The sequence below is a fragment of the Nostoc sp. genome, from assembly GCF_036917315.1.
GTDB lineage: Bacteria > Cyanobacteriota > Cyanobacteriia > Cyanobacteriales > Nostocaceae > Nostoc.
On sequence record NZ_JBALDR010000051.1, the window covers coordinates 252049 to 265682 of the forward strand.

Annotated in this window: 7 protein-coding genes; all 7 read right to left on the reverse strand. The window is 43.9% G+C overall.

Annotated elements, in window-relative coordinates; translation table 11 throughout:
* Positions 1-190: 190 nt before the first annotated feature.
* Positions 191-5620, reverse strand: coding sequence for a phytase (locus tag V7K84_RS25185; RefSeq protein WP_334842071.1), 5430 nt, complete (start codon positions 5618-5620; stop codon positions 191-193).
* Between the two features lie 135 nt (positions 5621-5755).
* On the reverse strand, positions 5756-9856 hold the full coding sequence (locus tag V7K84_RS25190) for a choice-of-anchor I family protein (protein ID WP_334842073.1): 4101 nt from the start codon (positions 9854-9856) through the stop codon (positions 5756-5758).
* 392 nt (positions 9857-10248) lie between these two features.
* The gene (locus V7K84_RS25195; RefSeq protein WP_334842075.1) at positions 10249-11031 is read right to left on the reverse strand and encodes a COP23 domain-containing protein; all 783 of its coding nucleotides are present in this window, start codon (positions 11029-11031) and stop codon (positions 10249-10251) included.
* Between the two features lie 237 nt (positions 11032-11268).
* Positions 11269-11994, reverse strand: coding sequence for a Uma2 family endonuclease (locus V7K84_RS25200; RefSeq protein ID WP_334842077.1), 726 nt, complete (start codon positions 11992-11994; stop codon positions 11269-11271).
* A 121-nt stretch (positions 11995-12115) separates the two neighbouring features.
* Positions 12116-12598, reverse strand: a complete 483-nt coding sequence (locus tag V7K84_RS25205; RefSeq protein ID WP_334842078.1) for a pentapeptide repeat-containing protein — start codon at positions 12596-12598, stop codon at positions 12116-12118.
* 266 nt (positions 12599-12864) lie between these two features.
* Positions 12865-13035 (reverse strand): photosystem II assembly protein Psb34, encoded by a 171-nt coding sequence (gene psb34 / locus V7K84_RS25210; protein WP_292736552.1) that lies wholly within the window; start codon positions 13033-13035, stop codon positions 12865-12867.
* Positions 13036-13268: 233 nt separating this feature from the next.
* Entirely contained in the window at positions 13269-13439 is a 171-nt protein-coding gene (gene psb34, locus V7K84_RS25215; protein WP_334842080.1) for a photosystem II assembly protein Psb34, read from the reverse strand.
* Positions 13440-13634 lie beyond the last annotated feature (195 nt).

Here is a 13634-nt window from a genome sequence, read left to right on the forward strand (position 1 = left end):
AGTTTGATTGAGCAGAAATATGGGATGATAGACCAAATAAAAATTGAGTAATTACGCCAAAGGCGAACGCGTCTACGCATCCGTAGGCTGCGGGAGAACTTTATAAATAAGGGTTTTTGCAATCATTGAGTACAGCTTCATTAACTTTTGCTGTGTAATGAAGCTGTAACAATCAGACTAGGCGAACAAATTAACCTATAACACTGCCAGAGAAAACAAAGTCATTTGCTGTGAGAGTATTTGATGTAATTCCTAGCAATGAGACTAACTCGACATTTCCGATTTTCACGATGGTATCATCACCCTGTTGCAATAGTGTCAGGGCATTAAACTGAGTAACACCAATACCGCCCAGCCCGATTTTATCAATGCCAACTGTAAAATCAGTCACAATGTTCTTGCTAGTTGGCAGACTAGCGTTAGCAATCCAGAATTGATCGACACCAGTACCTCCACTGAGGCGATTACCACCCCCTTGACCAGCAAATAGTACATCATCGCGATCGCCACCAAACAGGGAATCATTCACACTGGAGAAGAGTTTGTCATCTCCAGAACCACCGTAGAGACGGTTATTGCTACCGTTACTCGTGAGGGTGTCGTTACCTGAGCCACCGAATAATGATTGACGAGAACCTTCAATTACTGTGAGAGTATCATCACCTGTCGCCCCAAACAAATTATTGCTACGACTGGCTTCCACCACCGTAATTTCATCATCACCAGCACCACCATCAGCACTGGTATTTTGAACTGGGCCATTTTGACCAATAAATATGCGATCGCTACCATCTTCCCCGGATACTGAAGAGTTACTGCCTACAAGCACAGTGTCATCACCATTCCCAGCCTCGATTGTGTTGCCTTCAGTACCCTCTACAAAATCTGCTCCGTCACCCGCAAAGAATGTTTTTCCTGGCTGAACTGTAACATTATCGCTGTTACTAGAACCAAAGCTATCGGGGAAAGTCGGCTGTGCAGTTGTCAGGTTATTGGGTAGTTCAAGAATGCCGAGTTTTTCAGCAGCCGTATTACCCGTAATGTTGAAGTCGTTGTCGTTAATCAAGGCTAGGGTGTTAGGTGCTACCAGTGCCAGACCTTCTAATTTTTCCACCCCGGTGTAACCCAACTGAGCAGCATTAGCAATCAAACTCTTGCTGACAGGCGTAATATTAGCAGCAGCTAACTCCGCAGAGGTAAGTTGTTCAATAGTTTTACCAGTTGGCAAGGTAAAGTTAGCAGGGTTGTTGATGTTGGTCGCCCCGGCTAAATCAATTTGGTAAATCAGTTTATTGCCAGCAGATGTGCCATTGTCGTCTCGTTCAACCACTGCAAATTTGCCATTACCCAAAGAGACTGCATCGCCAATCTTATCGGTTCCTGGTAAACCTTCTAGACGATATAAATACTCTCCTGTTACCTGCTTGCTAACAATATCAAACTCCAGAATTCGCAGGTTGAGAGAAGCTTTGGAAGTCGCGTCATTGGCGACATCTGGATTATCAATTGGACTCTGAATAAAGGCATATAATTTATTACCTTGGAATGCTACAGCTTCAAATCCCCTATTATTGCGGCGTTGGGCATAAACCGCTGGCAATACCTCAGTGCCAAAAGTTCCTGCTGGTTGATCTGGGTTGGGCGCTGTGGCAGTTCCTTGAGGGATAAAGCGCTCAATTAGCTTTCCATTAGTATCAAAATGATAAATGGAGGGACGATACTCATCTACCAGCCAGTAATCACCATTTTCCGCAACTACAATGCCCTCTAAATCAGCACCCAAAGGATCGTTAGCTAGAACATTGTTGTCTAAGTCAACGGCAATTTCATCTGTGTAGGCTAAACCGTTTCCTACACCTTGTAAGTTAGGCAGTCCCGTTAATGGCGTCGTTCCATCTTGGCGAAATAGTTCTGTTCTGTTGGTAATGTTGATTTCACCTGTGGTGCGGTTGAGTTCAAAACTGACTATTTCTGGCTGGAAGTTGGGTAATAAAAATGGTCTTTTGACACCATCAGGTTCTCCATTGGGGCCACGGTCTGTGTTGGTGACAAATTTCAGGTTGCCATTTGCTGCAAACCCTTGGAAATACAACCCAGAAAAACCACCTAAGAAAATATCTTGATTTTCAGAAGTCGTACCTAACTTTGGTAGGTTTTCAAATTCATAGATAGTCAGCTTGGGTTGGGCAACAGGATTGCGAGGATCGTAACTAGTGGTGTCGATATTTAGAGAATTGGGGAAGGTATTGGCGATATTTTCCCAAGGTACCAGCTTAAAGTTAGAGTTGACATTTTCGCCATCGATGGTCTTGGCAGGTTCATTGGAGCCATCTTGAGTAACAAATAAACCAAATGGGAAGTTAGGCCCCAGTGCCACGTTAATTACATCAGCACCATCTGACTCTTGCACGCTGTCAATTGACCCATTGTTACCAATGGCAAAATTACCTACGTATTCGTTATTACCTTCACGAGTGTAGGCAACAAAAGTGCTGTCGCCTTGGCTGGATGCTAGCAAGTAGCCTGTGCCGTTTTTGCCGTAGTAGATGGTCAACCCTTCGGCATCATCGGTGAGGTGAGAACCACCCTCAAAACGAACGCGATCGATCAGTTTGCCTGTTGTGCCGCCGTCCGGTTCTGCCTGGAATTTCCAAATGCCCACATCTTCTTGGGCTATGTAGAGAAAGCCGGTTTCTTGGTCAACCACCATACCCTCTGTTTGGGGAGAACGCCCTTCTGTGGTGGGCGAGGGGATGGTGAACTCCCGCACTAGTTCCGCTCCAATTTTGCCATTACCTTTGTCAATCAATTTGAATTGAGCTATATCTCCAGTTTGGCGGCGACTGGTAAAGACATAGTAATCATTAGTTACAGGGCTACGGTATAAGGTAACTCCATAAGAACTGCGAGTTGATGCAGAATAAGGAGGTTCAAAAGGTGATGCTTGAAAGATTGTACCAATATTGCTATCGGTGATATCTTCCAAATATTGTCCGGCGGTGGTAGGGTTGGGGTTAATTTTGAAGATTGCTAGTTTATCATTTTGGCGATCGCTAGCTACGGCAATATCAACAGATTGATTGCCTAATTTAAAACCGTATTGCAGATCAATGTTGTTGTAGCGAATGCCACCAGGATTAACTGTTTGCAACAAATTACCAGACAAGTCATAAACCCGCAATCCAGCATTTTTGACTGAGGTTAGTACTAAACTATCGGCAGAATTTGTCGCATTAACATAAATGGCAGGGTCATCAGCATCAGCGTTTTGATCCACAGCAGGTAGTGTTGGATCTTCATCGTCAAATAAACTGGGGCGGGTTTCTACTGTGGGTGCAGCAGTGGGAACTAAGTCTGCATCTAATGTGAGAATTTGGGTAAATTGACTTTGGCTGAAGTTGTTATCACTTACCAGCACAATCGACTGGCTACCATCTGCTAGTTTGGGGCCAAAGGTAATACCCTCGATGTTATCTGTACCGTTAGGCAAGTTTAAGTCATTTAAATTCAACAGCAGTCGCTTTTGAGCAGGTGCGATCGCTGCTAGTTGTTCAGCGCTCAAATTATTGAGAGAATCGTAGAAACTAATGTCAGTTGCACCTTGCAAAGAAACTTCGTAGATTTTGATGGTGTTGCCTACACCTTGGGCAAAGGAACGTTCTAGCGCTAGTAATGTGCCACGATTATCTATTGCTAATAAGTCTGCCAAACCATTGTCAGCTGAACCTGTGCTAGGGTTGGGCGCTTCGGGAATCGCATCAGTAATATAAAGGTATTCTTTTTCTGGTTGTCCAGTAACCACATTATATTGCAGAATCCGGGAAGGGCTGCCATTGTTGAGCGAGGCCTTTAATCCATCTTGGGACAGTGCGTTTTCGGTGGCGGTGAATAGAGTTTTCTCGTCGGGTGTGATGGTGAGGCTTTCAAAGGCTAAGTTATTGTAAACACCTGATGTCTGCGTATCACCTGCATCGATAATGCCGTTACTGTTGGTATCTTCTAGGACTGGCAGGAACTTTTTGGGGACAAGTAGCGATCGCACTTCTTCCCCAGTAGCCAGCGAAAACTCTTTAATAAAGGGATTGGTAACACGACCAGCAGTAGGATTTACTTCGCCTTCTGAAGAGATGAAAACAGTGCCATTGTTAGTTAAAGCAATGCCTTCTGTGTCGAGGCTGTTAATTGCAAAAAAGTTGCCGTTGATATCTTTCAGGGTTGTGACATTAGTAAAATTCACCCCGGAATCGTCAGCAGTGAAGGTATAGAAACGCGCAGGGGCAACTTGGGAGCGATCATCTGAGATTGCGTAGTAGCGGTTATTCGCAGCATCATAGGTGACGCCAGATAATCCACCCACTGGAGTTTGTACCCCATTTACCGTTCCTGCTGCGCCAGTAGGAATAAAGCCAGTGACAAAGGTAGTTTGTCCCAAAAATCCTATATTAGGAATGGTTTTACCTGCTTCAGTTGGCCCAGCTTGCACATCTGCGAACACTAAGCGATGGTCAGAACTGGGGAATGGAAAAGTACCGACTGGGGAAAATGTTGGATCGGTATTCAGCGGCCAAAATACTCCTGAATTGGCAATTGTCAAGTTAGCGGAAGGTAGCACATAGTCAGTCCGCAGGTTTCCGGGAGTCGTATCAGCAAAGTCTGCGGTGTCAAAGCTAGGATTACCATTTTGGCTAATGTTTGCACCAGCTTGTAAGCCTGCTTGTTGGCGACCACCCAGACTGGTAGGAATAACATTAGTATTGATATTGGGATTTTGCAACAGTTGGCGAATAGCGTTGTCAAAACTATCACCATCCAATGGATCGGCATTTTGATCGCCCACAATCACAAAGTTTGATCCAGCATCAATACCGCCTGTTTTCCCTTCATCATCGTAAATGTAATTACCGTTACCTGGGGTAATATAGTCTGCCCAAAAGCGGATCTCGTCGTGGTTGCGTTTGCCGTTGCGGTCTTCCGCGCCATCAAAGGTTGGGGGTGTGGGGTGGCTGGCAAGGATGTGAATTGTCTCGCCGTTTACCTTAATTGGTACATCCCAATGACTTTTGGAGGAGAGGCGTAAAACTGCCAGTTCATCCTCAGAATACCAATCATTTGGCTGTGGTGTTGTCGGATCGTCGGGAAGTAAGGCATTTGGCATATCCTTCCAAAGGAAATTTTGGAAGGTGCGGATATTGGCAATGTCGATGGGATATTTAGACAGCAACAACATCCCGTATTGACCAGGGAAATTCCCAAATCCGAAGGCATCATCGCCGTATCCCGTTTCACCAGGGGTTGTAACTACAGTGCCGTTGTTGTTTAAGTCAAACCCAGAGGCAATACCCGTATTGGAAGGAGCGATGTAGAAGTAAGGGTAATCAACAGCAGTTGCACCGTTCTGGCTGACGGCTAAGTAATTTTGCCGGAATAGTTGAACTGCTTCCGGGGAGTAGTCAAACTCGTTAATTAGCAACACATCCGGGTTATTACGCTGGATGATTTCTGCAACTGCCTTTGCTTGAGCATTGTCAGGGGTAGAAAGATCGCTGACTAACTGACCTTTGGCATTACGATTCAAAGAAGCATTAAATTGGGAAAAGCGAATTGTATTAGTAGTTACCATGTTTAATTCTGAGATTGATTCCAGATATGAGACTGCTTTGAAATTTGGCAGTGGGGAATAGCGAACCGCAGAGGCGCAGAGTACGTAGAGAAATCGGAGTTTGAAAGATTTTAGGTAAGTTTTATTAAATCTGCGTTAAACAAAGACGAAACGAGTATCTGTTGCCAAATTGGTATTACGGTTTAACCCGTTTTCTACAACAGCAATCAATTCCGCTCCATTGTTGGTGAAAATGCCTACATCCGATCTAACTGAGGCTAGTGAGTAATTGTTCGCAACTCCCTTAAGCTGAATCCGATCGTTTGTTTGGAAGTTGAGAATATCGGCATAATCATTGTTGCGGGAACTGGTATAGAAAGCTGAAGTGGCATCACCTAAAACGTAAGTATCTGCACCTTGTTCGCCGTTGAGGAGGTCGATTTCGTTTGTGCCACCGCCCCAACCAATCAGGCGGTCATTATCATTGCCTCCAGAAAGTGCGTCACTGCCAAGTCCACCAAAGATTGTGTCATTGCCATCGCCACCGAGGAGTACATCTATGCCTCCCTTGCCATCCAGGTAATCATTGCCCGATCCACCATCGATTAACTCGCTGGTATTAGTGCCGATGACGCGATCGCTCCCTGCTAGAGCATTGACTATGTATTTGTTCAAACCAGTAAGTTCGCTGACAAAGATGATGTCGTTGCCAGATGTCGCCTTGTTATTGGCAACAGTCAAATCAAAGGTATCGCTAACATTAGTGCCTTTAGGATCGGCAGCGGTAACTGTGACTGCAAAAATGCCGATTTGGGAGATAGTGCCGGATATTACACCTGTGTTGGCAACGATACTAGAACCAGTGGGTAAACCTGTAGCACTGTAAGTCAGGGTATCACCTGGATCTACATCAGCAAATTTGTTACTGATATTGAAAGAAAAAGCTTTATTAGTAGAAATGATTTGGTCGTCAATCGGCTGTACTACCGTGGGAGCATTATTTTTAGGGAGATTAAACCGAGCTACACTAGGGTCATGATCGCTATCCTGGTCGGCAAACTCTGAGTTGATGTGAACTACATCATAACCATCCAGCTTGTTGAGCAAGTTGTTACTAACTAAAACGTGGTCAAGGGTTTGGGCGTTACCTTCAAAGTTGTAGGTGTAACGCTCATTTTGCGGCAGAGTTTCAATTAAAGAAGTCAGTCCAGCGCTTTCTAGGGTGTTGACGGGGTTGGAAAACTCAAAGTCATTTAAGTCACCCGCCACTACTACATTGGCATTGGGAGCGATCGCTAAAATAGACTCGACAAAGTTTTTCACCAGGGTAGCTTGTTGCTGGCGCTGGGTTTCACTACTGAGAGTTGGTGGTTGATTCGGGCCAAATAATGGTTGGTCGCCACCTTTAGAATTAAAGTGGTTGCCAATTACATAAACAGTTTCACCGTTGAAAGTAAATTCACCCACTAATGGTTTACGACTGCTGGTAAAGGCGGAGTTGGTGGGGTCGATTAAACTAGGACTATTAGAAACTGTAGGAACACCAGAGACATTGGTAACTGTGGTGCTGGTGGTGGAACTACCACCAGGGCGGTCTACAAAGCTGACACGATCGGGATTAAACAAGAAACCCACCCGGATATTCCCACCAGGTTCACCGCCGTTCGTATCGTCTACTGGGTTAATTTGGCGATATTGATATGTGGGGCCACCAGCAGCAGTAATTGTATCAATTAACTTTTGGAAGGTAGTGCTGGCATCAACAACGCTATCATTTGTTGCACCGTTATTGTCCTGAATTTCTTCGAGACTAATGATATCTGGTGATTTCAGATTATTAACAATGCGATTAGCCAGGTTGTTAAACTTGGTTGGATCGTCACCTGGATCGAGATTTTCGACGTTGTAGGTAGCGATCGCCAGTTGGTTGGTGGTAGAAGTTAGGTTAGTGACTTCTTTTTGAATGTTACTGTTCTGTACTACTGTGGGAACAGCCGATACTAGAACTTCATAGTTATTAAAGCTGTAGTCAACGACACCAACAATATTACTAAGTTGCGTACCAACATTAACTTCAGGCAGTGTTAAGGCATTGTTGAGATCGTCGATCTGAATCCGCTCAGGATTGAAGTCTGAATCACTAATCAGGCTACCACCGCGAACCGTTCTACCCGTGGCATTTGCGCCATTGTCTGCTAATACCCAAATTTCTTCTGATGTGCCAAAGTTTGCAGTGGGTGAAGTAGTAATTGGGTTATTCACCTGTACCAGCATTCCTTCTAAGCTTTCATAGAAGTCGATGCCATCCTGGGCAGGATCGAAGGTGGTTGTTCCAGTTTCGATATTAGCGATCGTGTCGTTATCGATTACTGTTGTTGGGATTGTTCTGCCACCATTACCCAGGATTGTAGCAGTGGGTAGATCGTTGCCACTAGAAACGGTAACAATTGTGGGAGTAGTGATTTGTGTTTTGGTTAAATTATTGGCATCGTTACCAGGACGAAATTCTGTAACGGTTCCACTGACTAATATGGAATCGCCGACGGATACGGTTGGTGCTGATGAGGTGAAAACAAAAATACCTTCAGAAGTGCGATCGTCGCTGTCTGGAGTGGGGTCTTGCAAGTAAAAACCGTTACTTGCTTTAACTGTGACAATTCCCGCTACATTGCTGACAGTCTGATTTCTAAAGGATGAGATATGCCCCGTTCCCTGAATGTCGCTAATCCGAACAGATGGAGTTACTTCAAATACCGCAACCGTCTTGCTGACTTCGGCTGTAGTAACTAACAAAGGCTTGCCTGTGGGACTATCAGCCGCCGAGACAAAGGTTAGTCCTTCGATCGCAATATCTTCAGGAGTGTTGATATATTGAACAAAACTTGGTTTGTTGGGATTTGTCACTTCGTAAACGATGACATCGCCAGTGCGTTCTAAACCAATAAAAGCATAGGTGCGGTTGTTGATGACTCCGATTGCCACGCCTTCGGGTTCAGGCCCTTTGTTATCGCTGCGGGTGTCAAAGGTATCAGCCGCACCATCTGAGTTAAACAGAGTTGGTACTTTGGTTGCGGTGATTTGTTCAAATTGGTCGCCACTGTCGAATATCTGATTGCCGCTGGTATTCCAAATCGAAAAGGAACGTCCCCCAAATGCTTCGATGCGATCGAAATCTCCGTCTCCGTCGGTGTCTCCTGTGGCATTTGTAACGGTTAACCGTCCCAGGTTGGTATTTTGCTTTAGGGTAGCCGCATTGGGGAAAACTGTTGGATCTAAAACATATCCGGCTCCGCCTACCCGGATTTCCTCGCTAAAACCAGTGTAGTCGCGGGAATCTCCTTCGTTGGCGGTGATGTAGTAAGTCTGTCCATTGGCGGTGAAGCTAACGATCGTATCGGGTTGATATAACCCAAATACCGGCCAATTCTGAATATTAATTTTACCATCGCGATCGCTAGCATCTAATCCGTTACCTGGAAGATTGTAATTTTTCGCACCCAGAGGCAAAATATTGGTAATGGTGGCGCTAGCAATATCCAGAATAGCGATCGCATTGTTTTCTTGCAAGGTAATCCGCGCAGTTTTGCCATCTGGAGATACAGCAATATACTCTGGTTCTAAGTCTTGTGCCACCGTCGAGCCGGGGCCAGTAATCCGTACACCTACGGCTTTAAGTGTGGCTATCTGGCTATTGAAGCTTGTAAACGCGGCTTGGGCAACGGTTGCATTCGCCACGCCACCAGAAATGTCAATAATGCTAACTGAACCTTCAGGATCTACCGAATTTGGTTGCCCGTAGCTGTTGGGTTCTCCCTCATTTGCTACTAATGCCTTCGTGCCATCGGGCGTAAAGGTGAGCATATCGGGTAATGCACCCACCGCCACTGAGTTCAAGAATGTGCCGACGGCATTGTAGAAACTCACCTGTCCCGTCTGTTGGGCGTTTGTGGTGGTGTTTTGAATGGCGTAGGCGACTGCGACAATACCATTTTTCACCGCAACGCTGTTGGGAATAGCTTGTGTCCCTGCGGGAGGCGTAAATCCTGTTGTCAAAGAACCAGCTAAGGTTAGCGTGCCTGTATTGCTGACATTATAAATTTCAACTATGCTGCCAGCAACCACAAATAAGCGATCGCTTCCTGAATCAAAGGCGGATATTTCGGCTCCATTAGTACTGGTGAAGGCACCAACTTTCTGCAAAATACTGGCATCAGCATTGAAAGAGATAAAAGCAATATCGCCTTGTGTCAAAGCCATTAATAACGTCTCCTTCAATTTATTTTGTCTTGTTTGAAAATTGCCTGAAAAGCTGATGTTCAGTAAGAATTTGTAAACATAATCCAGTCACATTGACAATCGCAATATCACTATCAATAAAAACTATTTTGTAGTCAAAAAAACTACGTATTTTACTAGTATTAATCCATATTCAACAACCTCAAGTTATCTCAGCAACGTTAAGAAACTGCTAGCAAAAGGTTAAAAGAATAAATAATATACAACTGGATTTAGATCCCTGACATCTCGAATAAGTCCGAGGGACAGCAATTTTACGCCCATAAAAAAAAGGCGGACATCTTGTCCGCCCCACAATAAGTAGTTGGATATTTTTTATTTGAAAGTCATTTTGTATTATAAGCTACTCTTGCTTACCGAAATTTACCAGGGCTGAGACGAACACTGTTAGGTTGAGACTGACGACGAATTGCTACTCCACTCCGCAAATTGTTTCCAGTACCGCCATCTTGACGATCGAGGAAAGGTTTCAGATTAATCCCACTTCTAGATGAGCTAACCCGATTATTGCTACCGCCTAGAAGTGTGCGTCCTAAATTATATAATTCGCTGCCTCCACTACTGCGATCGCCATAAGTGTTAACGGCTATAGTTTGTTGTCCACTGTCAGCAGTAGTCAAGTTCTGAAAAATGCTATTGCGGATAACAACAGGATCTTTTCCACGGGGGACTGTCAGCACAATTCTACAGGTTGGATTAGCTTCAGTTGTGACGCAGACAGTATTTTCGTTATTTTCTACGGATGTCTGAAGTTCTTGTAAACCATCTGGGCGATAAAGTTCCAAACGACTGGCAATTGCTGTACAACGCCTTTGTGCGTCCCAACCACCACCTAAAGCCGCAGGTGCTGCCCAAGCAAAAAATTGTCCTGGTTGACTTTGTGGCTGATACATGACGGTGTACTGTCCATTATAAGTTTGACAGGTAAACCGAGTTGTACCATCAGCGGAGGGTGAAGGTGGTACCCCTGTCGATGTGTCTATTGGAACTGGTGCTGATGTGCCACCTGATGGTACTGTTGGTACTACTACACCATCGCCATTAGAATCATATTGCGCCATTGCTGCCGAATTGCCCAGACACAAAGATAAGCCAAGACCGCCCAAAGATATCAACCGCAGCATTTGTGATGACATAAATCATCCTCCAGGAGAAATTAAGTAGGGAATTGATAGTTTAAATGACGAATAATTCTGGCTTTTGATTCAGCAAAAACCTATTTTTTTCCTATCTTGCTTTTTTCTGTGAGAGTAGCTTTTTCACCCGTGCTTAAATTTCTGTATGATGCCCCACTCCTTGATAGGCGTAACGGTTGTAGCACTTATTTGCTTAAACTAAGTCACTCAAATACTTGAAAATTTTATTTGTATATGCTAAGGCAAATTATTTGGATCGATACCTTGAGATTGTAGATAGGCAATTAGCCGTTCTTTTTGCTGGCGTTCCTGTTCGATTTGTTCCACTGCCCAAAGTAACAAATTACCTGCCTCATCCCACCAGCGCAACCAATAACCAGTTCTGGCTTCTTTTGTTCCTTGCCAAGTTCCCAGAAATAAACCCATTGAATCAATCCAATGACGACCATTTTCATCAGGTTGCTTTAACTCGTAGCGCCTGTTTTCGAGTTGGTAAAATTCTAATAAACCACCATTTGGGTCAAAAATTATGTAAATTGGGACTTGAAGAATCTGCTCGTAAAAAAACCATTTTCCTGGTGGATAGGTTCGTTTAAAAGAGTATTCTCCACCCTCAGTGTCAGATAGAAATTCCATCACAATTGCTGGAATATCTCCATCTAAATTAGGTGTATAGCTTTTGCGTTCTCCTAAAACCTGATTTACCGATGGCACATAAACCCAGTCGGGTGCTTTAGCTATAAATTGCCCGTTTATCGTCGCACAAAGTCCAAAATTTGAGGCGATTAACATCTGCGGTTGGATGAAACCACTTATCTCAAGGCTTTCGCGCAAAGCCCCAGCCAATAGTGGCTGACCTGTATTTTCCACTGGTTCATCCTCTAGGTGAAAATCTGCGGGCAATGCTTCCCAAGATATTACCAGTTCTATTGAAGATTTAGCTTCACCGAGTTGGGTTGCCATAAACACCCCCTTTTATTGATTTGTCTTTATTTTATGGCTGACCCGTAGCTTGTTGCTGACGGGGCAACAAAAAAAGCTAGGATGCAGATAAAATCGCACTGATTCTCAACTAACAATGGTCTCACCAGTCATGATCGTCGTTGAGGACACTTCCATCCTCTAAAACAAGACCTCTAACGCGAGTACCAGTCCAGTCAACATTACTCACATGCTTGGCACCACTCATATTGGTATTACCCAGCCAAGTTTGGGTGATAGAAGCGGATCGCAATTCAGCACCACTCATGTCAGTATCCATGAACTCAACAACATCCAAACAAGCTTTTGTCAAATTGGCTCCACTCAAATTAGCACGAATCAATTTGCACTGGCCCAAGTCGGCACTAGTCAGATTGGCGTTACTCAAATTGGCATCAGTAAGATCGGCACCAGCCAAGATAGTATCAGTCAAGTTAGCTCCACTCAAATTGATTCCACTCAAGTCAATATTAATAAAAACATCTTCCATTGGTTCGGAGCCGCTGATATTAACACCCCTGAGATTGAGACCGCTAAAATCTCTTTCCCCAGCAGCATATCTTCTTCTCAATTCTTCTCCATCCATAATTTACCTCGCATATTAATCAATACGTTTATACTATTGATTTGAGCAATACCAGCGACGAACTGTGATGCTTGTGACGCTCGATAACTCGCTAACGCTCTTGGTGTGTGCCTTTGGGAGAAGACTCGCTAACGCACTTGTTTGACAATATAATACACTCGCCGTTTGGGATACATAAAACACAAAAAACCCCGGCTAATTTAGCCGAGGTAAAGTCGAGAAGTGAGATTGACGATGAGATACAGCGATACTGAAATCAAAAAATCTTAGCTAACGCTAAAACCAACCAAAACTAAAGCCGTGACGATTAAAGTTGCAAAAAGACTCTGTAAAACGTATTTACGTTGTTCCCAAATTGCCGGGTACTCAGCGTAGTACATCTTGGGTTCTGCTGCGTAGTTGTTGAGAATGCCGTCTTCGTTAGTGGTGGTGTACATAGTTTTTTCTTTTCTTCGTTTTGTTATCTTATGTAACTAAATATAACAGTTTCGTTACAAATCGTCAACAAGACTTGACAAAAAAAGACTGATAGTAAATATAAAAATGACTTATCAGCACACCACTGCCGTTTGGGATATGTAAAAAACAAAAAACCTCGGCGAAACTAACCGAGGTGACAGAGAGAAGTATGAATGACGATGAGATACAGCGATACTGAAATCAAAAAATCTTAGCTAACACTCAAACCAACCAAAACTAAAGCGGTGACGATTAAAGTTGCAAAAAGACCCTGTAAAACGTATTTACGTTGTTCCCAAATTGCTGGGTACTCAGCGTAGTACATCTTGGGTTCTGCTGCGTAGTTGTTGAGAATGCCTTCTTCGTTAGTGGTGGTATACATGGTTTTTTCTTTTCTTTGTTTTGTTATCTTATGTAACTAAATATAACAGTTTCGTTACAAACCGTCAATAAGACTTGACAAAAAAAGACTGATGGTAAATATAAAGCTAACTTATCTGCGATCGCGGATTCTGGCAAAGTGATTCGAGTCTACCAACACCGGATGTCTCTTAACTCGTCGCTGCGCGTCTTTTTT